This is a genomic window from Alistipes finegoldii DSM 17242 (genome assembly GCF_000265365.1).
GTDB lineage: Bacteria > Bacteroidota > Bacteroidia > Bacteroidales > Rikenellaceae > Alistipes > Alistipes finegoldii.
This window is the reverse complement of sequence record NC_018011.1, coordinates 2,300,369-2,322,396: the sequence shown is the minus strand read 5'-3', so window position 1 is coordinate 2,322,396 and position 22,028 is coordinate 2,300,369. Positions and strand designations below refer to the sequence as shown.

Annotated in this window: 13 protein-coding genes, 2 tRNA genes and 1 pseudogene; 9 read left to right on the top strand and 7 right to left on the bottom strand. The window is 57.9% G+C overall.

The window, feature by feature from the left end:
* Positions 1-9: 9 nt before the first annotated feature.
* Genes ALFI_RS10090 through ALFI_RS10080 form a run of 4 tightly spaced genes read right to left on the bottom strand, consistent with a single transcriptional unit; the run spans position 10 to position 5,599 of the window.
* Entirely contained in the window at positions 10-2,886 is a 2,877-nt protein-coding gene (locus ALFI_RS10090; protein WP_244264962.1) for a SusC/RagA family TonB-linked outer membrane protein, read from the bottom strand.
* 7 nt (positions 2,887-2,893) lie between these two features.
* Positions 2,894-3,202: a carboxypeptidase-like regulatory domain-containing protein gene (locus ALFI_RS17460; RefSeq protein ID WP_244264961.1), complete on the bottom strand. Its 309-nt coding sequence runs from the start codon at positions 3,200-3,202 to the stop codon at positions 2,894-2,896.
* Positions 3,203-3,250: 48 nt separating this feature from the next.
* Positions 3,251-4,561: an alpha amylase family protein gene (locus ALFI_RS10085; protein ID WP_014775727.1), complete on the bottom strand. Its 1,311-nt coding sequence runs from the start codon at positions 4,559-4,561 to the stop codon at positions 3,251-3,253.
* Between the two features lie 15 nt (positions 4,562-4,576).
* A complete protein-coding gene (locus tag ALFI_RS10080) occupies positions 4,577-5,599 on the bottom strand; it encodes a phosphodiester glycosidase family protein (protein WP_014775726.1) in 1,023 nt (340 codons plus the stop codon).
* Positions 5,600-6,056: 457 nt separating this feature from the next.
* On the opposite strand from ALFI_RS10080, the gene ALFI_RS10070 reads away from it, so the two are divergent.
* The 3 genes from ALFI_RS10070 to ALFI_RS10060 are packed head-to-tail and all read left to right on the top strand — an operon-like array spanning position 6,057 to position 9,009.
* Complete coding sequence (locus ALFI_RS10070; RefSeq protein ID WP_009596367.1) at positions 6,057-6,269, top strand: DUF4492 domain-containing protein; 213 nt, start codon at positions 6,057-6,059, stop codon at positions 6,267-6,269.
* 10 nt (positions 6,270-6,279) lie between these two features.
* A complete protein-coding gene (locus ALFI_RS10065) occupies positions 6,280-7,851 on the top strand; it encodes a cytochrome ubiquinol oxidase subunit I (protein ID WP_014775725.1) in 1,572 nt (523 codons plus the stop codon).
* Positions 7,852-7,857: 6 nt separating this feature from the next.
* Positions 7,858-9,009: a cytochrome d ubiquinol oxidase subunit II gene (locus tag ALFI_RS10060; protein WP_014775724.1), complete on the top strand. Its 1,152-nt coding sequence runs from the start codon at positions 7,858-7,860 to the stop codon at positions 9,007-9,009.
* A gap of 61 nt (positions 9,010-9,070) precedes the next feature.
* Here ALFI_RS10060 and ALFI_RS10055 read toward each other — a convergent pair whose 3' ends face one another.
* Entirely contained in the window at positions 9,071-9,940 is an 870-nt protein-coding gene (locus tag ALFI_RS10055) for an enoyl-ACP reductase FabI (protein ID WP_009596461.1), read from the bottom strand.
* Positions 9,941-10,128: 188 nt separating this feature from the next.
* Here ALFI_RS10055 and ALFI_RS10050 point away from each other — a divergent pair, with 188 nt between their 5' ends.
* Entirely contained in the window at positions 10,129-12,090 is a 1,962-nt protein-coding gene (locus ALFI_RS10050; RefSeq protein ID WP_014775723.1) for a DEAD/DEAH box helicase, read from the top strand.
* A 100-nt stretch (positions 12,091-12,190) separates the two neighbouring features.
* Here ALFI_RS10050 and ALFI_RS10045 read toward each other — a convergent pair.
* A tRNA-Ser gene (locus ALFI_RS10045) sits at positions 12,191-12,278 on the bottom strand.
* 165 nt (positions 12,279-12,443) lie between these two features.
* Between ALFI_RS10045 and ALFI_RS10040 the strand changes: the two are divergent.
* From ALFI_RS10040 to ALFI_RS10025, 5 genes and pseudogenes are all read left to right on the top strand, one after another.
* A pseudogene (locus ALFI_RS10040) lies at positions 12,444-12,707 on the top strand (HU family DNA-binding protein); the annotation flags it as partial.
* Positions 12,708-12,737: 30 nt separating this feature from the next.
* Positions 12,738-13,934 (top strand): pyridoxal phosphate-dependent aminotransferase, encoded by a 1,197-nt coding sequence (locus tag ALFI_RS10035; RefSeq protein ID WP_014775721.1) that lies wholly within the window; start codon positions 12,738-12,740, stop codon positions 13,932-13,934.
* Between the two features lie 226 nt (positions 13,935-14,160).
* Positions 14,161-15,630 (top strand): OmpP1/FadL family transporter, encoded by a 1,470-nt coding sequence (locus ALFI_RS10030; protein ID WP_014775720.1) that lies wholly within the window; start codon positions 14,161-14,163, stop codon positions 15,628-15,630.
* Between the two features lie 60 nt (positions 15,631-15,690).
* Positions 15,691-15,762, top strand: a tRNA-Arg gene (locus tag ALFI_RS16935).
* Between the two features lie 215 nt (positions 15,763-15,977).
* On the top strand, positions 15,978-17,183 hold the full coding sequence (locus ALFI_RS10025) for an L-serine ammonia-lyase, iron-sulfur-dependent, subunit alpha (RefSeq protein ID WP_014775719.1): 1,206 nt from the start codon (positions 15,978-15,980) through the stop codon (positions 17,181-17,183).
* 576 nt (positions 17,184-17,759) lie between these two features.
* On the opposite strand, the gene rpoC is transcribed toward ALFI_RS10025, so the two are convergent.
* On the bottom strand, positions 17,760-22,019 hold the full coding sequence (rpoC, locus tag ALFI_RS10020; protein ID WP_009596320.1) for a DNA-directed RNA polymerase subunit beta': 4,260 nt from the start codon (positions 22,017-22,019) through the stop codon (positions 17,760-17,762).
* Between the last annotated feature and the right edge of the window lie 9 nt (positions 22,020-22,028).

Sequence of the window (22,028 nt, the reverse complement as noted above, 5' to 3'; positions counted from 1 at the left end):
TTTTGTCGGTTAGAACGAAACTTCGAGACCGCCCACAACCGTACGCTGCTGCGGATAGTAACCGTTGGTCACGCCCGGCCATTCGGGATCGACGCCTTCGGGCAGACCCGACCATGTGCAGAGGTTATTGCCCTCGATATAAACCTTCACCTTCTGGATGCGCAGTTTGTTGGTCCAGTTTTTGGGCAGCGTATAGCCCAGATGAACCGATTTCAGACGCAGATACTTTCCGTCGCGGTACCAGAACGACGAAGCATAGGAGTTGTTCGTGTTAGGCGGATTGAGCGACAGACGGGGATACTCCGCATTGGGATTTTCGGGCGTCCATGCCTTTTCTACGAGATAACGCGGCGAGTTGGCGCCGGCCTTGAACGGACGGGTGAAAATCGTATTGTCCTCATTCCAGTTGTAATAAGTACCCGTCAGCGAAACGTCGCAAACGGCAGCCCCGACAAACAGAATATCGAATTCAAGTCCTTTCCACGAAGCATTGAGATTGACACTGCCGTTGAACTGCGGACGCTGGCCGCGGCCGAGATAGGCGCGGTCCTGATCGTACGTAATGGCGCCGTCGCCGTTGAGATCCTTGTATTTGATATCGCCCACACGGGGACGCGAGCCGGAGATCCACGGCGAATTGTCGATCTCCTCTTCGCTCTGGAACAGGCCGTCGGTCATAAAGCCCATCGTCATGTAGCGGCTCTTGCCGGTGCGCTTGGCGTAATCGGGCGTATTGGGGCTGTCCTGATAACGGAGCCAGCGATCTTTCGCCCAAGTCATATTGACGGTCACGCCATACTGGAAATCTTTGCCGATGTGATTACGATGAGTCAGTTTGACGTCGATACCCTTTACATCCTGCGCATTGTTATTTATGTAAGTGGGGTAATAGCCGCCCATCGAAGCGGGTTTTCCGGTGTTCGATCCCAGAATATCGAAAATATAGTTGTAGAAAGCATCGAACTCCACTCCGAGTTTTCCGCTCCACATCGCCAGATCGAAACCTACGTTGTAGGAATAATTACGCTCCCAAGTCAGAAGTTCGTTCGCAACCAGCGACGTCATGATACCGTTCTGCCCCACGCCGCCGAGAACGACGCTCGGTGCCGTACTGACATTGGAGAACGTGCTCAGGAAAGCATAGGCCGCCGAGCCGGAGTCGTCGCCCAAGGAACCGAACGATGCACGGAGTTTGAAGTTGTCGACCGCGTTGCGCAGGGGAGCGAAGAAGTTCTCCTCCGACATGCGCCATCCGAGCGATACCGAAGGGAAGAATCCCCAGCGGCGTCCCGAAACGTTGCCGATAAACTTATAAGACCCGTCATAACGTCCTGAGAATTCGAACAGATATTTATCGGCATAATTGTACTGTCCGCGGAAAACCAGTCCGACCTTACGCGAAGCGTCGCTGGAACCGCCTATCGGCTTATCTGCCGGAGTCGTCGCTTGGTCCAGTTCGGGCAGTTGCGGGAACGGAATGTCCTTACCCGAAGCCGAGAATTTATTGGTCTTGTAATCGCGGGTTTCGATCAGCGCCAACAGATCGACTTTGTGTTTCTCCGCAAAGGTATTTTTATAGCTGATGCTGGCCTGAGAGGTAATTCGGCGCCACTGCGAGAATCCTTCGGTCAGGTTATTGGTTTTCTTGCCGGTCGTGACGTTCGCATTGTTGCGCGGATCCGACGCCTTGGAATAAGTGATATCCTGACTGGTCGAATTCGGCGTGCTGGCCAACATGAGGAAGTAAGGCGTACTCAGGATTTTGGATGTCGTAGAGCTGCGGTCGTACGCACCCATAACCTTCAGGCTGAGACCCTTTACCCACGGAAGATCCCATTGCAGGGCAGCGTTGGTCTGTACGGCTACGGTCTGTGATTTCGAATAGCCCGACAGTTCGGTAGCGGCAATCGGATTGATCGTATTCCCGTAATTATTCTGGCTCGCGGTCGGAAGTCCGTCATAGGTCTTCGGCAGATAAGGATGCGCATAGGCGGCCTGCTCGGCAATCGAGAGCCACGGGGCCGTCGAAACGCTGGTGCCGGAAGTTCCTCCGGCAGGGAATCCGGGTTCCTTCCGATCTCCTATCTGACCTGCCACTCCAAACGTAAAGGTCAGACTCTTGGCAATCTTGGCTTCGATATTCGTACGCAGGTTGTAGCGGTCGTAATCGAAATTCTTGACATTACCGGTCTGATTCATATAGCCCAGCGAAGCGAAATAACTGATCCGGTCGCTGCCGCCCGTCGAAGTGACGCTGTGCTGCTGAATCGTACCGGTTCCGAAAATTTCGTCGATCCAGTTGGTGTTGCCCCAGCCGTTCGTGCCTTCGCGCATCATCTGTACATGCTTGGCCGTGAAGATCGGCTCCTGACCGTCGAGTTCGAGCGCCTTGTTGTACCAGTAAGCATAACCCGGACCGTCGAGGAATTCGGGATACGAGGTATTGAACGACGCACCGTAGGACCCCTTGTAAGTCAGATTCATCGCACCCTGTCTGCCCTTCTTGGTCGTTACGATCATCACACCGCCGGCTGCTTCGAGACCGTAAACCGCTACGGCGGCGCCGTCCTTCAGCAGCGATACCGACTCCACATCGTTGGGGTCGATGTCATTGATCGAACGCTGCACGCCGTCGACGATATAGAGAATACCCGACTTCGCGCCGCGAATGGTCATGCTGGCTTGGTCCTGACCGGGCTGTCCGGAATTCTGCACGGAGATAAGCCCCGGCAGACGGCCGGCCAGTCCCTGCGAGATATTGGACATCGGCATCTTCTGAAGCTCCTTGCCGTCGATCTGCGACACGGCCGCCGTCACGTCGGCGCGGCGCTGCGAGCCGTAACCGAGGATGACGACCTCGTCCAAACGGGCGGCATCCTCTTTCATCGTAACGTCAAGGTTGGAAATCCCCCCCCCCACAAGTTATTCTCTGTGAGAACATTCCGATATACGTAAATTCCAGTATACCGCCTTTGGGAACCGCAATGGAATACTGTCCGTTTATGTCGGTCGTCGTACCCTTGTTCGAGTCCACGACCACCACGGTCACACCGACGAGCGGATTGCCCTGTTCATCGGTAACCGTACCCCCGACGGTAGGCTGCGCAAAGGCCGTCCCGGCCCCCGCCAACAGCAGGAACAATGTCCACAGACACGTCCTCGCCGCCAGAGAATCTCTGAATCTAGAGAAGAACTCTTTCATAGAATTACATTTAAGGTTAAGTTTTTAGTGTTTTATATTGGTTGCAGATCAGTTGCTCCCTTCGGCGATTCCGGCCGCCAGCTCCGACCACCAGCCGCGGTTGATGATATGGACGATATCGAAGATCATCAGTCCGTCGGTGTCGCGGAGCGCCTGCGCCACGGCGCGGGTGAATTGCGCGGCATCGCCCTCGTACTGCTCGACATAGATCGAACCCGTCACGGGAACCACGCCGCAGGTGATTTTCTTCGCCCATTCGGCGCCGCCCTCGATGCAGTACCAGTAATTCTGCTCGTCGGACATTCCCGCTTCGGTACGCTGCCCGACGACTCCGTTTGCCTTGTCGACTTCGGCTTTGGTAACCAGCGTATAGTAAAGCCCGGTCATATAGATGTCGAGCAGGTCGGCATAACCCGTATTCCTGTATTCGGGCGTCGCCCAATCGAAATAGCGGGCGGGATCGAACTGTTCGCTGGCCCAGTTGACGCCCACGTAATAATAGGTCGGGTACCATGCGCCCGTATAGTCCCCGATCAGCAGCCGGGGATTGATCTCCTTGAGCTGCCTGTGGGCTTCGGTCACGAAGTCCTTGATAACCGATGCGCGCCATTCGATCCACTTGCGGAACAGCGGGCCCTGCGACCAGTCCCACTTGCCGTCGGCATCCTGCGTCCAGCGGAGAATGTCATCGGGATAATCGGCGACTTTCGTTCCGGCATAGGCTTCGAAAAGCTCCTTCGACAGCGGACTGAAATCGGAGGTGATATTGTCGAAACGCACCCGGTCGAAGACGATGCCGTCCACATCGGGATACTTCTCGGCGAACTCCCTCAGAATCGCCAGCTCGTACTCCTGCACTTCGGGATTAGCCGGGTTGAGCATGCCGTTGTAGTTGCTCTTTATTTCGCTGATCGGCACGATCTTCCCTTCGGTGTAGACCTGCGACTGCCAGTCGGCATGATCGCCGTAGATGATTCCCCGGTCGAAGAAGTTGTGACCGCCGGCGAACACGTTGAGCGAACCGTGCACGCGCATGCCCAGCTTGTGTCCCTCCTCGATGAAATAGCCCAGCAGATCGTAGTTCTCAGGACGGGTCACGCCGTCCCATTCGCCCATGTAAGGCGCAATATCGCTCTTGTAGAGCGTTTCGCCCATGATCGACTTCACGTCTACCACCACATCGGTAAAGCCCATGTCGTGGATTTTGGACACGTAATAACGGATCGAATCGGGATGACTCAGCGTAGCGTAATTGCCTTCGCAGTCGAACCACATGTAAAGCGGTTTCGACTGCTGTTTTTCCTGCGTGCAGGAGGCGGCTGCAAAGGCCGCGAGACAGATAAGGAGAAGTTTCTTCATATGATTCTTTATGGATTAGTTCACTTCGGAGATGACGACCGCCGTCGAAATCTTGCGCTCGACGATCACCTCGGCGCTGCCCGTGTCGCTGGGACGGTTGAGCACCTTGCCGTCGCTGCCGACCATGGTCGAAGATCCGCCGCCGTCGAGATTGACCGCATCGACGGCACCCAGCTCGATCAGTTTGTCGGCCAGTTCGGCCAGCGTAAACCCGGCGCTGCCCCGCATATTGCGTCCGTCGCACACCAGCAGGATCAGTTTTCCGTCGGCCGTGGCGCCGACCGCCGTACGCGGCTGACGCGAAGTCCCGGCGATGCCGCCGCCGTCGAACACCTCTTTCCAATAATTCTCCACGGCGACGTTCTTCCCCTCCTTGACCAGCATCGGACCGCCTCCGACGGCTTCCTGCGGCGTCCAGAGCACGGCGCCGGGCGTCTTCGAAGTCGGCGGCGCGGACATATACGTATTCGTACGTTCGTCGTTGTCGAGTGCGGACGGAAAGGCATAAGGCTTGTTGCCGTCGTCGAGAACGCAGTAAATCCAGTGCGTCTCGAACCCTCCGGACGCCATCTGCCCGAACGAAGAACGCACGGGATAAACCGTCTGATTGTTACGTGTCACCGTCTGATTCTCGATCGACTTGACGGTACCGCCGGTAACAAGCAGGCTCAGCGAGTTCCCGGCCCACCAATACCCGGCATTGATCGTCACACAAGCCGTTCCCCGGTTGGCCGAAGCGAATTCGGCATGAATGCGCGACGGAGTTTTCTGCTGCGGCAGATGCACGGCGTTGAAGCGCAGTTTGGGATTGGCTTTCAGGTCGGCCACGGCCACGAATCCGAGACATTGTTTTCCTCCGCCCAGATCGTCCGTAAACTCGGTTACGGTCAGGCCGGCAGGATAATCGCCCGGCTGCGGGTCGGGATCGGGTCCGTCGGGAAATTCATAGTCGGGCGTTTTCGAATCGCTGCCGCACATACAGCACACGGCGCAGACACAGACAGCAAGCAGGGCGAAGCCAAGAAATTTTAGTTTCATATTTCAGTCAGCATTGGGTTTTGGTTCGGTTCGGATACCTTATATATATTCTGAACAGATTTATTGTATGTTCGCCAACAAATGTAATAATTAAAATTATTACACAAAACTTTTATAATAATATTTTTTACTTTAAAATAAACATAAATAAAATATTTTTATAGAACACAATCACACAAACATATTAAATATCTGACAATTAACCCAAAACATCACCCCAAAATGCTTAGTAAATAAATTTTCTTTCAACCGAAGATATAGAAAATATTTATCGTTTTCCAGAATCAATTCGGGCGCCCAGCAAATACGACACTCCCCGCAGACGGGCGAAAGAGCGCCTGCGGCATGACCGGCGATAAGCATTTCCGGCCGGATAATATACGGGTGCGGCTTTTCGGAGCGGCATTCTTTTTTATTTCCGATTTTTTATCTATTTTTGATTAAATATGCAGACACAATGGCAGTTCAGACTCTCAAAAAAGTGTTCCGGTTCTATGTGGACGGCTTCCGCAGCATGACTGTAGGCAAGACGCTCTGGGCCATCATTCTGGTCAAGCTGTTCATCATGTTCGCCATTCTCAAACTCTTTTTCTTTCCCGATTTTCTGGCCGGCCAAAGCCCCGAAGAGCGCAGCCGCTCGGTGATGAAGGAACTAACCCCCGAAAAATAACTCCGTATCTATGCTATCCGATTACTTGCAAACAGTCGATTGGTCGCGTGCGCAGTTCGCCATGACGGCCATCTACCACTGGCTTTTCGTGCCGCTCACGCTGGGACTGGGCTTCATCCTCGCCATCATGGAGACCCTCTACGTCCGCACGGGCGACGAATTCTGGAAACGGACCACCAAATTCTGGATGCGCCTGTTCGGCATCAACTTCGCCATCGGCGTGGCGACGGGCATCATCCTCGAATTCGAATTCGGCACCAACTGGTCCAACTACTCGCATTTCGTGGGCGACATCTTCGGCGCCCCGCTGGCTGTCGAGGGCATCATGGCCTTCTTCATGGAGAGCACCTTCATCGCCATCATATTCTTCGGATGGAACAAGGTCTCGAAGGGCTTCCACCTCACGGCGACATGGCTCACGGCCATCGGGGCCAACCTCTCGGCCCTGTGGATTCTGGTCGCCAACGCATGGATGCAGTATCCCGTAGGCTGTACGTTCAACCTCGAAACGGTGCGCAACGAGATGACCTCGTTCTGGGACGTGCTCTTTTCGCCCGTGGCGATGAACAAGTTCTTCCACACCGTCACCTCGTCGTTCGTGCTGGCGTCGCTGTTCGTCGTGGGCGTCAGCGCATGGTACCTGCTCAGGCGGCGCGAGCAGAAGATGGCCCGCAAGAGCATCGCCATCGCTTCGGCCTTCGGCTTCATCTTCGCGCTGGTCACGGCCACGACCGGCGACCGGTCCGGCGCAGTCATCGCCCGCGTGCAGCCGATGAAACTCGCGGCCATGGAGGCCCTCTACGACGGTTCGCAAGGCGCCCCCCTGACAGCGATCGGCATCGTCAAGCCCGAAGCCGAGCGCACGTCGAACGAAGACGCGTTCTACTTCAAAATCGACATTCCGAAACTGCTCTCCATCATGAGTTTCCGCGATGCGGACGCCTATGTGGCGGGCATCAACGATCTGGTGAACGGCAACGAGCGGTACGGCGTCATGTCGGCGGGCGAGAAAATCGAACGCGGCCGCGTGGCCGTCGGCGAGCTGGCCCGCTACCGCAAGGCGCTCGACGAGGGCGACCAAGCCACGATCGACGAAGTCACCGCCAAATTCGATCCCGCAACGCCCCAAGGCGAGGAGTTCCTGCGCGAATACTTCGCCTACTTCGGTTACGGCTACCTCGACGCACCGCAGGACATCGTTCCCGACGTGCCGCTGCTGTTCTACTCGTTCCGCGTGATGGTGGGCGCCGGATGCTTCTTCATCCTGCTGCTGGGACTCGTCTGGTGGTTAAACCGCAAGGACCGGCTGGCGGACAAACGCTGGCTGCTATGGATCGCCGTATGGTCCGTACCGCTGGCCTACCTCGCGTCGCAGGCGGGCTGGGTGCTGGCCGAAGTCGGCCGGCAGCCGTGGGCCATTCAGGACCTGATGCCCGTGGGCATCGCCGCGTCGAAGATCGGCAGCACGTCGGTCACGGCGACCTTCTTCATCTTCCTCGCGCTCTTCACGGCGCTGCTGATCGCCGAACTGAGCATTCTGTTCCGTCAGATTAAAATCGGTCCCGAACAAGAAAAAGAATAAACTACTATGGAAACTATAACACTCTTGCAACATTATTGGTGGCTGATCATCTCCCTGCTGGGAGCGCTGCTGGTCTTCCTGCTCTTCGTGCAGGGCGGACAGGGACTGCTTTACTGCCTCGGCAGGACCGAGGAGGAACGCAACATGCTGGTCAATTCGCTGGGCCGCAAATGGGAGTTCACCTTCACGACGCTCGTGACGTTCGGCGGCGCGTTCTTCGCCTCGTTCCCGCTCTTCTACTCCACCTCGTTCGGCGGCGCCTACTATGTGTGGATGACCATTCTGCTGAGTTTCGTCATACAGCCCGTCGCCTACCAGTTCCGCCGCAAGGCAGGCAACGTTTTCGGCGAAAAGACGTTCGATGTCTTCCTGACGATCAACGGCATCGCAGGTCCCCTGCTGCTGGGCACAGCCGTCGGGACGCTCTTCACGGGTGCAAACTTCACGGTGGACCGCCTCAACTTGGCCAACGGCGCAGGCAGCGGCAGCGCAACGGTCATCTCGCAGTGGACCACGCCGTGGCACGGTCTCGAAGCGCTCGGAGACATGCGCAACGTGGCGCTGGGGCTGGCCGTGATGTTCCTCGCCGGGATGCTGGCCTGCCAGTACTTCATGAACAACATCGCCGACGAGACGCTCTTCGCCCGCGCCCGCAGGCGCATGCTGACCCTCGCCGCCCCGTTCCTCGTCTTCTTCCTGACATTCTTCGTCTGGCTGCTCTTTTCCGACGGTTTGGCGGTCGATGCCGCAGGCCGCATTTCGGCCGAGCCTTACAAATACCTGCACAACATGCTCGAAATGCCCTATGTGGCCGCAGCGCTGCTGATCGGCGTGGTATCGGTGCTGTGGAGCATCTATTCGGGCTGGCGCGGAAAACGCAATGCCGTCTGGTTCGGCGGCGCGGGCACCGTGCTGACGGTACTGGCCCTGCTGCTGTGCGCCGGATGGAACAACACGGCCTACTACCCGTCGCTGGCGGAGATGCAGTCGTCGCTGACGATTTACAACTCGTCGTCGAGCGAATTCACGCTCAAAGTGATGAGCGTCGTCTCGCTGATGATCCCGTTCGTCGCAGCCTATATCTGGTACGCATGGCGGGCCATGAACCGCAAGCCGATCACCCGCGAAGAGATACGCGGGAACGACCATATGTATTGACACGAAAGAGGGGGAAAGTCTGAGACTTTCCCCCTTTTTTTATTCCGACCTTTTCCGCCGGCTATTTTTCGCCATCGCCGAACGGATACTGATTCTGGTGCACGTCGTCGAAACGAAGTCCCTTCTCGTAGGTCTTCATGGCGCGGCGGCTCATACCCATCGACGAGAAACCGCCGTCGTGGTAGAGGTTCTGCATCGTCACCTTGCGCGTAAGGTCCGAGAAGAGCGTCAGCACATAGTCGGCGCAGTCCTCCGCCGAAGCGTTGCCCAGCGGCGACATGTTCTCGGCGAACTCCATCAGGTCGCCCAGTCCCAGCACGCCGCTTCCGGCGGTCGTCGGGGTCGGCGACTGCGATACGGTGTTGATGCGCACGTGCTTCTCACGACCGTAGATATAGCCGAAACTGCGTGCGATCGACTCCAGCAGCGCCTTGGCGTCCGCCATGTCGTTGTAGCCGTAAAGCGTACGCTGCGCGGCGATATAGCTCAGCGCCACGATCGAACCCCAGTCGTTGATGGCGTCCTTGCGGCGTGCCACCTGAATCGCCTTGTGGAACGAAATGGCCGAAATATCGAGCGTCTTCGAGAGATAATCGTAATCCAGATCGTCGTACGTGCGGCCCTTGCGGACGTTGGGCGACATGCCGATCGAGTGGAGCATGAAGTCGAACTTGCCCCCGAAATGTTCCATCGTCTTGTCGATCAGATTCTCCAGATCCTCGACGCTCGTGGCGTCGGCCGGAACGACGATCGTATTGCATTTTTCAGCCAGCCGGCCGATTGTACCCATGCGAATAGATACGGCAGTATTCGTGAGGACGATTTCGGCACCCTCTTCAACGGCGCGTTCCGCCACTTTCCATGCGATCGACTGCTCGTTGAGTGCTCCGAAAATAAGGCCCTTCTTGCCTTTCAATAAATTGTATGCCATCCTATTTAGATTAAAAATTCGGGCAAATATAACAAAAATATTTCAATCGACCGCGCCGACCGCCCGGATCGGGTATAAATCGGCTGCATCCCGGCAAACGCCCGCCGCCGGACTTTCATCTTTTTTCGCGCGCCGCAGTATCTATCTGCTTTATTTATCGTACCTTTGCCCCCGATTAAAATATGCACATGACCATTACAGACGATTTCAGCGCACTGGGGCTTTCCGAGCAGATGCTCACCGCAGTCCGCGCCAAGGGATTCGAGACGCCCACCGCAATCCAGAAGCTCACAATCCCCCACCTGCTTACCAAAACCAACGACATCATAGCCCAGTCGCAGACCGGTACGGGTAAAACCGCGGCCTACGGCCTGCCGATACTCCAGTCGCTCGAACCCGCCCGCGGACCGGTTCAGGCCATTATCCTCGTGCCGACGCGCGAACTGGCGCTGCAGGCCGCCGAGGAGCTGCTCTCCTACAACCGCGAAAAACGGCTCTCGATCACCGCCATCTACGGCGGCGCCGCGATGAGCGAACAGCTGCGCCGGCTCGCCAAAGGCGTCGATATCGTCGTCGGCACGCCGGGCCGCGTGCTGGACCACATCCGCCGCGGCACGCTGAAACTCGAAAACGTCCGTTACCTCGTATTGGACGAAGCCGACGAAATGCTCAACATGGGCTTCGTGGAGGACGTCGAGGAGATCATGAGCCACACCAGCGAGGAGCGGCGCGTGCTGCTCTTCTCGGCGACGATGCCCGAACGCATCATCCGGCTCTCGAAAACCTACATGCGCGACACGGAGATCGTGCGCGTCGAGAACAAGCAGCTCACGACCGACCTCACCGAGCAGATCTACTTCGAGGTGCGAGAAGCCGACAAGTTCGACGCCCTGACCCGCATCATCGACGTCGAGCCCGAATTCTACGGCATCATCTTCGCCCGCACCAAGATCGGGGCCGACGAAACCGCATCGCGGCTCGCCGCCCGCGGCTATGCCGCCGAGGTGCTGCACGGCGACGTCTCGCAGGCCCAGCGCGAAAAGATACTCCGCAAGTTCCGCGACCGCTCGGTCAATATCCTCGTCGCCACCGACGTGGCGGCGCGCGGCATCGACGTGGGCAATCTGACCCACGTCATCAACTACTCGCTGCCGCAGGACTCCGAGAGCTACGTGCACCGCATCGGCCGCACGGGCCGCGCCGGCAAGCAGGGCACAGCCATCACCTTCGTCTCGCCCTCCGAATTCCGGGGACTGAACAACCTGATGCGCGACATCAAGGTCGAGATCAAGCGCGAAACCCTCCCCTCGCCGCAGGACATCGTCGAGATGAAACGGCTGAAGATCAAGGATGAGATGCAGGAGATCGTCGAAAACGAAAGTTACGACGGATACCGGGAGTTCGCCGAAGAACTGCTGGCCGAATACACGCCCGACGTGGCGCTGGGCGCCCTATTGCGTCTGGCGTTCCGCAGCGAACTCGACCAGAGCAACTACCCCGAAATCCGTTCGTTCTCGGTGGACCGCAAAGGCACGGCGCGGCTGTTCCTCGCCGTGGGCAGACGCGACGGCTACACGGCGCGCAAGCTGGTCGATATGCTCAAGTTCAAGTGCGGCCTGCGCGACAAATACATCAACGACGTCCAGATCTCGGACAACTTCTCGTTCGTGAGCGTGCCGTTCCACGATGCCGAAGAGATCGTCCGCAAGCTCAACCGCCTGAACCGGGGCCGCCGGCCGATAGCCGAAATCGCCCGCGACGGCGAGGAAGCCGCAGCCCGCAAACCCCGGCGCGCGAAAACGGCCGACGCCGGCGGAGAGGAATACGCCCCGGCCCCGAAAAAATCCGTCCGCAGGGAGAAACCGGCCGCCCCGGCACAAACCGCCCCGGCCGCCGGCGACGAATCCGCCGCGCCGCGCCGCAAGCTCAAAACCAAGATCCAAACCGAACCCCGTCCGGAAATCCCCGATTTCAGCAAAATGTCGAACGAAGGCTTCGACTGGTCGGCCTTCATGAAATTCGACGACGGCACGGCATGGGGCCGCGACGAGAACGGCAAAGGCAAGGGCACCAAAAGCGTCCGCAAGACACCCAAACGGACCGTCACGGCAGCCCAGCGAATCGCCGCCAAAGGCAAGAAACGCAAATAAGCGCAATAGAACAAGCCCCGGAATCCGGGGCTTGTTCATCCCCTCCCTTCCGAATTGAAACATATAAAAAAGAGTGCAACCTAAATGTTGCACTCTTCCTTGGCGGAAAGAGAGGGATTCGAACCCCCGGAGCCTCGCAGCTCAACGGTTTTCAAGACCGCCGCAATCGACCACTCTGCCATCTTTCCGGAGACAAAAGTAGCACGGATTTTCCATTCTGCCAAATCTTTATCCCGTTTATTCCCGACGGAGGGCGGCAAAGTTCCAATTCCGCACTATAATTTTTGACTTTTAGGAAAATTGCATATCTTTGCCAATAGGTTAGGAAGAGACGCAACTTTTCACACGCAAATAATATGAACAAAGCGCAGTTGGTCGAGGCTATCGCTCTCGATGCGAACATTTCGAAAATCGACGCGCGCAAAGCCGTCGATGCCATTATCCGGGTGACCGTACAGTCGCTCCGCGAAGGGGAGCGTCTTACCCTCACGGGTCTCGGAACGTTCAGCGTGCAGCAGAAAGCCGCGCGCGTAGGCCGCAATCCCCGCACGGGTGCGGCCGTGAAGATCCCGCCCCGCAAGGCCGTCAAATTCCGTCCGACGATCGAGCTTGAATAGTCTGCTGCGCCATTCAAAACCTTTTTACGCATGCCCGAAATCTCACAACGCGCCGAGCTGATGCCGGCATCTCCGATACGCAAACTCGTTCCGCTGGCGGAAGCCGCCCGGTCGCGGGGAATCAGAATCTACCACCTCAACATCGGCCAGCCCGATCTGCCGTCGCCCCAGACGGGACTCGCAGCGTTGAAGAAGATCGACCGCAACGTACTCGAATACAGCCCCAGCGACGGTTACCGGTCGCTCCGCGAAAAGCTGGCGGGCTACTACCAACAATACCAGATCAAACTTTCGCCCGAAGAGATCATCGTCACCACGGGAGGTTCCGAAGCGGTGTTGTTCGCCTTCATGTCGTGCCTGAACCCCGGCGACGAAATCATCGTGCCCGAACCGGCCTACGCCAACTATATGGCTTTCGCCATCTCGGCGGGCGCCGTGATCCGTCCGGTCGTCTCGTCGATCGAACAGGGTTTTGCGCTGCCCGACGTCGCGGAGTTCGAAAAACTGATCAACGAGCGCACGCGCGGCATCCTGATCTGCAACCCCAACAACCCCACGGGCTACCTCTACACCCGCAAGGAGATGGAGCGCATCCGCGATCTGGTGAAGAAATACGATCTTTTCCTCTTCTCCGACGAGGTTTACCGCGAGTTCATCTATACCGGTTCGCCCTATATTTCGGCCTGCCACCTCGAAGGCGTCGAACAGAACGTCGTGCTGATCGACTCGGTGTCGAAACGCTACTCCGAATGCGGCATCCGCATCGGCGCGCTCATCACCAAGAACAAAAAACTGCGCGACGCGGTGATGAAATTCTGTCAGGCGCGGCTCTCGCCGCCGCTGATCGGCCAGATCGTCGCCGAAGCTTCGATCGACGCTCCGCGCTCCTACAGCACCGAAGTCTACGAAGAGTATATCGAACGCCGCAAATGCCTGATCGACGGTCTCAACCGCATTCCGGGCGTTTATTCGCCGATTCCGATGGGCGCCTTCTACACCGTGGCGCGGCTCCCGGTCGAAGACAGCGACGACTTCTGCGCATGGTGTCTTTCGGATTTCGAATACGAGGGAGAGACCGTCATGCTCGCCCCGGCTTCGGGCTTCTACTCCGACCCGACCCGCGGCCGCAACGAGGTCCGCATCGCCTATGTCCTCAAGAAAGAGGACCTCGAACGCTCGCTGCTCATTCTGGGCAAGGCGCTCGAAGCGTACAACAACCGGAAATAATCCGGCATGGAACGAAGACTCAGGTGCGGCATGAAACATGCCGCACTTTTTTCATGCGGCAGCGCATCCCCCGCCCCACCCGTCCTTTCGGCCAATCCTATACCATTCAGGTCAATTTTCAGGAAATTTAGGCCAAAAAGTTTGGGCGGCGGGAATAGTTTTTATACTTTTGCCCTCGATTTTTCGCACTCCGCAGTGCGGACAGTATAAACCAAACCAATACGTTATGAAAAAAATCTTCCTACTTCTGGCCGCCGCTGCCGCCGCCTCCGGAGCATACGCCGAAGGATATCAGGTGAACAACCTCTCCTCGAAGCAGAACGGTATGGGCCATGTGGGTACAGCCATGAAACTCAACTCCGAATCGATCTGGTTCAACCCCGCCGCCGCTTCGTTTCAGGACTCCGAGTTCGACATTTCGGTCGGCATCACGGGTATCGCTTCGAAGGCTACCTATACGTCGCTCCCCGACTATACGGGCAAGACCAAACCGCAGCACTACACCTCGGACAACAGCATAGCCACTCCGCTTTACGCCTACTTCAACTACAAACCCCTCGACTGGATGTCGGTCGGTCTGGCCTTAAACACGCCGTTCGGCTCCTCGATGGACTGGGGCAACAACTGGCCGGGAGCACAGCTCGTGCAGTCGATCAATCTCAAGGCATACAACGTCCAGCCGACCGTCTCGTTCAAACTCTGCGAGCACCTCTCCGTCGGCGGCGGTCTGATGATGACGTGGGGTAAATTCGACCTTTCGCGTTCGCTGCTGCCTATCGGTCCGGACAACGCACAGAACAAGGCGCTCATGGGCGCATTGCAAATGCTCAATCCGCAGCAAATGCCCAACCTCTTCGAAATGGCCGGGGACAAAAATCTGATGTCGCTGGGCCTCGAAGGCAAAGCCAAGATGGCCGTCGGCGTCAACCTCGGCATGATGTGGGACATCAACGAACAGTGGTCGCTGGGCTTCACCTACCGTTCGAAACTCAAAATGAAGGTGGATTCGGGTTCGATCGACCTGCGTATGATCGACAACGCCCAGATCGCTCAGGCAATCGGCCAGCTCCTGCCCCAGCTGGGTCTCGACCCCGCCAAACTCACGTCGGCCGTCGTGAAGACCGAACTGCCCCTGCCGGCGTCGCTGACGTGGGGCGTCAGCTTCCGCCCCGTTCCGAAGTGGGAATTCGCCGTCGATCTGCAATATGTGCTCTGGAGCGCCTACGACCAGCTCGACGTCCGGATTCTCGACCCCGACAGCAATACGCCCGTGCTGAACATTCCGGTCAGCGACAAGAAATACTCCAATACGCTGGCGTTCCGTTTCGGCGGCCAGTACCACGCTCTCGACTGGCTGACGGCCCGCATGGGTATGTACGTGGACGAAAGCCCCGTGCGCAGCGACTACCTCAATCCCGAAACCCCGTCGATGACCAAGCTCGCCTATACGGCCGGCGTCACCTTCCGCCCGATCAAATGGATGAACATCGACATCGCCTACGGCTATGTCAATTCGGCCGATCCGGAGCGCACGGGTTCCTATCCCTACACCAATTCGGTGCTGGGCATCGTGAACGAAAAACTGACGGCGGCAGGCGTTCCCGAAAGCCAGCTCACCAGCCCGATCGCCGATTTTTCGGGTAATTACACCGCCCGCGCCCACACGTTCTCGATCGGCGTAGGTTTCAGTTTCTAAAAACGGGAAAAATTATTATCTTTGCGGTGCGCTTCGTCGGAGGTGCACCGCTTTTTTCAGGGTCTCATAGTTCAAGGGATAGAACGAGGGTTTCCTAAACCCTAGATTCGCGTTCGAGTCGCGGTGAGACTACAAGGAGAGAAACCGAGGCTTCTCTCCTGTTTTATAAACCCGCCGGGCAGGCCTCCGATCTCTTCAAATCTCTTTCGGGAAGAGAAAATTCCGACATTTACATTATCTTTGCGGCGGATAAACCTCCGCTCAGACAGGCGGCGTCCCGGCACGGTTCGAATAAATTCGTCTCTGCCCCCGGCCTGCACTGTCTTTGCCCCGAAAACAACGATACGATGGAATCACTCAAGGAGTTGTACAAAATAGGCAACGGCCCGTCGAGCAGCCACACGATGGGGCCCAAGAAAGCCGCCGAACGTTTCGCCGAACGCTGTCACGATGCGGACGCCTACCGCGTGACGCTGTACGGGTCGTTGGCTGCCACCGGCAAAGGCCACCTTACCGACACCGCGATCCTCTCGGTGCTGGAACCTCTCGCTCCAACCGAAATCGTCTGGAAACCGGAGGTCGTGCTGCCCTTCCACCCCAACGGCATGCTGTTCGAAGGGCTGAAGGCAGGCAATGTCACGGACAGCTGGACCATCTACAGCATCGGCGGAGGTGCGCTGGCAAACGAGACGTCGCGTCTCGAAACGCCGCACAGCATCTATCCGCTGACTACCGTCAGCGAGATCAAAGCGTGGTGCAGCCACGAAGGCAAGACTTACTGGGAATACGTAACCGACTGCGAAGGTCCCGGAATCTGGGATTACCTCGACGAGATATGGACCGTGATGTGCGAGACGATCCAGCGCGGCCTGAACAACGACGGCGTACTGCCCGGAGGGCTTAAAGTCGCCCGCAAAGCCAGCACCTACTGGGTCAAATCGAAGAGCTACACCGACTCGCTGAAATCCCGCGCCCAGATTTACGCCTATGCGCTGGCGACTTCGGAGGAGAACGCTTCCGGCGGCACCGTCGTAACGGCCCCGACGTGCGGCTCGTGCGGCGTCGTCCCGGCGGTGCTCTACCATCTGGCCAATTCGCGCAACTTCCTGCGCATCCGCATCCTGCGGGCGCTGGCCACGGCGGGACTCTTCGGCAACGTCGCCAAGACCAACGCTTCGATTTCGGGCGCCGAAGTCGGCTGTCAGGGCGAGGTCGGCGTGGCCTGCGCCATGGCTGCCGCCGCGGCCTGCCAGTTGTTCGGCGGCACGCCTGCGCAGATCGAATACGCCGCGGAGATGGGACTCGAACACCATCTGGGATTGACCTGCGACCCCGTCTGCGGACTTGTGCAGGTCCCCTGCATCGAACGCAACGCGATCGCCGCGGCCAGAGCCTTCGACGCCAACGCCTACGCCACGCTCTCCGACGGTTCGCATATGGTCAGTTTCGACAAGGTCGTGGAGGTGATGAACGAAACCGGCCACAACCTGCCGAGTCTCTACCGCGAAACATCGACCGGAGGTCTCGCCAAGCGTTACAACGACAAAAAATAACCCGGACAGGCTCTCCCCGGCAGGAACCCGCAGTTTTTGCGGGCCGGGATTCGCATGGGTCCGCGTCAGCCGCCCGGCGTCATCGTATGAAAATTCGGCAGGCCGCTCGCCGTCCCCCACCGCATCGTCCCCGTATTCGAGCCTCTGCGCAACGATCCGGCCTGCGGCATCACAGGGCAGCAACGCCGACATCCCGGCCTGCGCATCCTCTCCACTCCTCGCACTCTTTTTCGGCAGTTCCGGTCTGCCAGCTCTCTGCTTGGCAGGTTTTCGCCGGTCCCGTAAGTTCGAACAGCGCCAAGCACGCTTCGCTGCAGCGTACAGGGTTTTCAGCTATCCGCAGCAACTCCGTCAGCGGTCATCTCCGCTTGCGCCGAAACACCCGGTTTGGGGCAGCCAACGCATCCGACCGATAAGAAAACAGCCAGCCAAGCCGCCGGGATTATGAACCATTTCGATTTACGCATAATTATCGGGACAATGACGTGATAAAGACAATGAAATAATCCGGACAAGGTAAAAAAGAAGCCGTTCCTTCTGGAACGGCTTCTTTCGAATCGTATATATAACGTAGGTTTACTGCGCCTGCTGAAGCGATTCCAGCTCGGCTTTCGAACCGACCACGAGGTTGTCGTACTCGCGCAGACCCGTACCGCCGGGGATCAGATGACCGCAGATAACGTTCTCCTTGAGGTTCTCCAGCGGATCGACCTTCGCTTGGATGGCAGCTTCGTTGAGCACCTTGGTGGTCTCTTGGAACGATGCGGCCGAGATGAAGCTCGAAGTCTGCAGCGCGGCGCGGGTAATACCCTGCAGCACCTGCGTCGAGGTTGCGGGAATAATATCGCGCACCTGCACGGGCTTCATGTCGCGGCGCTTGAGGCTCGAATTCTCGTCGCGGAGCTTGCGCAGCGAAACGATCTGTCCGGGCTGCAGCGACGTCGAATCGCCGGCGTCGGTAACGACCACCTTGTCGTAAAGTTCGTCGTTGACGTCCATGAACTCCCACTTGTCGACGGTCTGGTCCTCGAAGAAACGGGTGTCTCCCGGATCTTCGATCCGCACCTTGTTCATCATCTGGCGGACGATGACCTCGAAGTGTTTGTCGTTGATCTTCACACCCTGCATGCGGTACACCTCCTGCACCTCGTTGACGATGTACTCCTGCACCTTCGTCGGGCCGAGGATATTGAGGATGTCGCTCGGAGTGATGGCACCGTCCGACAGCGGGCTTCCGGCCTTCACGTAGTCGTTCTCCTGCACAATGATCTGACGCGACAGGGGCACGAGGTAACGCTTCATATCGCCCTGTTTCGAGGTGATGATGATCTCACGGTTACCGCGCTTGATCTTGCCGAACGACACCTCGCCGTCGATTTCCGAAACGATGGCGGGGTTCGACGGGTTGCGGGCTTCGAACAGCTCGGTAACACGCGGCAGACCGCCGGTGATGTCACCGCCCGACTTGCCGACGGCACGCGGAATCTTGATGAGGATATCGCCGGCCTTGATCTTGGCGTTGTCCTTCACCACGACGTGGGCCGAAACGGGCAGGTTGTACTGCTTAACCTCCTCGCCCTCCTTGTTGACGATCTTGATGACGGGGTTCTTGGTCTTGTCTTTCGACTCGGTGACCACCTTCTCCGAAAGTCCGGTCTGCTCGTCGCGCTCATCGCGGTAGGTAACGCCCTCGATGATGTTTTCGTAAACGGCGCGGCCCTCGTACTCCGAAATAATAACGGCGTTGTAGGGGTCCCACTCGCAGATCATGTCGCCCTTCTTGACTTCGGCGCCGTCCGCCATGAAGAGCGTCGCGCCGTAAGGCAGGTTGTGCGTATAGAGAACGATTTCGGTCTTGGGATCGACGATGCGGAACTCCGACTGACGCGAAATGACGATGTCGATCGCCTCGCCCATGGCGTTCTTGCCCTTGACGGTGCGCAGCTCGTCGATTTCCAGACGGCCTTCGTATTTCGAAACGACATTGGTCTCGACGGCCGTACCGCCGGCCACACCGCCGACGTGGAACGTACGGAGCGTAAGCTGCGTACCCGGCTCGCCGATCGACTGGGCGGCGATCACGCCGACCACTTCGCCCTTCTGCACCATGCGGGCAGTGGCAAGGTTGCGGCCGTAGCATTTGGCGCATACGCCGCGGCGCGCCTCGCAGGTCAGCACCGAGCGGATCTCGACCGACTCCAGCGGCGACTTCTCGATCGCTTCGGCGATCGACTCGGTAATCTCCTCGCCGGCCTTGCAGATCACTTCGCCCGTAAGCGGATGGATCACGTCGTTCAGTGCCGTACGGCCGAGAATACGGTCGTAGAGTGTCTGCACAACGTCGTCGTTGCGCTTGATGGCCGTAGCCGTCAAGCCGCGGAGCGTACCGCAGTCCTCTTCGTTGATAATCACGTCCTGCGCAACGTCCACCAGACGACGGGTCAGATAACCTGCGTCGGCGGTCTTAAGCGCGGTATCGGCAAGACCCTTACGGGCACCGTGCGTCGAAATGAAGTACTCCAGCACCGAAAGTCCCTCCTTGAAGTTCGAGAGGATCGGGTTCTCGATGACCTGCTGACCGCCCTCGACGCCCGACTTCTGCGGCTTGGCCATAAGACCGCGCATACCGCTCAGCTGACGAATCTGCTCCTTCGAACCGCGGGCGCCGGAGTCGAGCATCATGTATACCGGGTTGAAACCGTCGTCGTCCTTGATCAGCGTGTCGATCACGACCTTCGTGAGTTTGGTATTGATGTTCGTCCAGACGTCGATGATCTGGTTGTAACGTTCGTTGTTGGTAATCAGACCCATGTTGTAGTCCTCCATGATGGAGTCCGAACGCTCGTAACCCTCCTGCACGAGTTTCTCCTTCTCTTCGGGGATAATCACGGCGTCGAGGTTGAACGACAGACCGCCGCGGAAGGCCATCTGGTAACCCATGTGCTTGATATCGTCGAGGAAAGCGGCCACCTTGTCGGCACCGGCCTTCTTCATCACCACGGCGATGATGTCGCGCAGCGAACGCTTCGTGAGGATTTCGTTGATATAACCGACCTCCTTGGGCACCACCTGATTGAAGAGGATGCGGCCGATGGTCGTCTCCTTCAATTCGGTAATCGGATTGCCGTTCTCGTCGATGTCGTCCACCAGACACTTCACGATGGCGTGCAGGTCCGCCTGACGCTCGTTGTAGGCGATAATAGCCTCCTCAGGACCGTAAAATACGCGGCCTTCGCCCTTCACGCCCTTGCGGGGTTTGGTGATGTAGTACAGACCGAGGACCATGTCCTGCGACGGCACGGTGATAGGCGCGCCGTTGGCGGGGTTAAGGACGTTGTGCGAACCGAGCATCAGCAGCTGGGCCTCCAGAATGGCGGCATTTCCCAGCGGCAGGTGCACGGCCATCTGGTCGCCGTCGAAGTCGGCGTTGAACGCCGTACATGCCAGCGGGTGGAGCTGCATTGCCTTGCCCTCGATCAGCTTGGGCTGGAACGCCTGAATACCCAGACGGTGCAGGGTCGGGGCGCGGTTCATCAGCACGGGGTGTCCCTTTATGACATTCTCCAGAATACCCCAGATCACGGGGTCTTTCCGGTCGATGATCTTCTTCGCGGATTTCACCGTCTTCACGATGCCGCGCTCGATGAGCTTGCGGATCACGAACGGCTTGTAAAGCTCGGCCGCCATGTCCTTCGGAATACCCATCTCGTGCATCTTCAGCTCAGGGCCGACGACGATGACCGAACGGGCCGAATAATCGACACGCTTACCCAGCAGGTTCTGACGGAAACGTCCCTGCTTGCCCTTGAGCGAATCCGACAGCGACTTGAGCGGACGGTTCGACTCGTTCTTCACGGCGTTGCTCTTGCGCGAGTTGTCGAACAGCGAATCGACAGCCTCCTGCAGCATGCGCTTCTCGTTGCGCAGAATCACCTCCGGAGCCTTGATCTCGATGAGCCGCTTCAGACGGTTGTTGCGGATGATGACACGACGGTAAAGGTCGTTCAGGTCCGACGTGGCGAAACGGCCGCCGTCCAGCGGCACCAGCGGACGCAGTTCGGGCGGAATGACCGGGATGACGTTCAGCACCATCCATTCGGGCTTGTTCTTACCCTCCGACGCGCGGAACGACTCGATGACGTTCAGGCACTTGAGGGCTTCGCTCTTACGCTGCTGCGAAGTCTCGGTCGAAGCCTTGTGACGCAGCGCGTAGGACATCGAATCGAGGTCCACGGTCTTCAGAAGCGTGTAGATCGCCTCGGCGCCCATCTGCGCGACAAACTTGTTGGGATCGCTGTCATCCAGCGCCTGATTGCCCTTCGGCAGCGCGGCCAGCACGTCGAGATACTCCTTCTCCGAAAGCGTGGCCAGACGCTCGATGCCCTGCTCGGCGGCGGCGCCGGCGTTGATCACGACATAACGCTCGTAATAGATGATCGCCTCCAGCTTCTTCGACGGAATACCCAGCAGGTAACCGATCTTCGAGGGCAGCGAACGGAAGTACCAGATGTGAACCACGGGCACGACCAGCGAAATGTGGCCCATACGCTCGCGGCGCACCTTCTTCTCGGTCACCTCCACACCGCAGCGGTCGCAGACGATACCCTTGTAGCGGATACGCTTGTACTTGCCGCAATGGCATTCGTAGTCCTTGACGGGACCGAAAATGCGTTCGCAGAACAGACCGTCGCGCTCAGGCTTGTAGGTACGATAGTTAATGGTTTCGGGCTTGAGCACCTCGCCGCTCGACTGGGCCAGAATCTCCTCAGGGGAGGCCAAGCCAATCGAAATGCGGCTGTAACCATTGTTCGTCTTATTGTCTTTGGAAATTGACATATTTGTTCT

Excerpts from the sequence above, each read along its gene's own strand:
- ALFI_RS10090 (WP_244264962.1), bottom strand. The coding sequence starts at position 2,886 with ATGAAAGAGGATGCCGCCCGTTTGGACGAGGTCGTCATCCTCGGTTAC.
- ALFI_RS17460 (WP_244264961.1), bottom strand. The coding sequence starts at position 3,202 with ATGAAAGAGTTCTTCTCTAGATTCAGAGATTCTCTGGCGGCGAGGACG.
- ALFI_RS10085 (WP_014775727.1), bottom strand. The coding sequence starts at position 4,561 with ATGAAGAAACTTCTCCTTATCTGTCTCGCGGCCTTTGCAGCCGCCTCC.
- ALFI_RS10080 (WP_014775726.1), bottom strand. The coding sequence starts at position 5,599 with ATGAAACTAAAATTTCTTGGCTTCGCCCTGCTTGCTGTCTGTGTCTGC.
- ALFI_RS10070 (WP_009596367.1), top strand. The coding sequence starts at position 6,057 with ATGGCAGTTCAGACTCTCAAAAAAGTGTTCCGGTTCTATGTGGACGGC.
- ALFI_RS10065 (WP_014775725.1), top strand. The coding sequence starts at position 6,280 with ATGCTATCCGATTACTTGCAAACAGTCGATTGGTCGCGTGCGCAGTTC.
- ALFI_RS10060 (WP_014775724.1), top strand. The coding sequence starts at position 7,858 with ATGGAAACTATAACACTCTTGCAACATTATTGGTGGCTGATCATCTCC.
- ALFI_RS10055 (WP_009596461.1), bottom strand. The coding sequence starts at position 9,940 with ATGGCATACAATTTATTGAAAGGCAAGAAGGGCCTTATTTTCGGAGCA.
- ALFI_RS10050 (WP_014775723.1), top strand. The coding sequence starts at position 10,129 with ATGACCATTACAGACGATTTCAGCGCACTGGGGCTTTCCGAGCAGATG.
- ALFI_RS10035 (WP_014775721.1), top strand. The coding sequence starts at position 12,738 with ATGCCCGAAATCTCACAACGCGCCGAGCTGATGCCGGCATCTCCGATA.
- ALFI_RS10030 (WP_014775720.1), top strand. The coding sequence starts at position 14,161 with ATGAAAAAAATCTTCCTACTTCTGGCCGCCGCTGCCGCCGCCTCCGGA.
- ALFI_RS10025 (WP_014775719.1), top strand. The coding sequence starts at position 15,978 with ATGGAATCACTCAAGGAGTTGTACAAAATAGGCAACGGCCCGTCGAGC.
- rpoC (WP_009596320.1), bottom strand. The coding sequence starts at position 22,019 with ATGTCAATTTCCAAAGACAATAAGACGAACAATGGTTACAGCCGCATT.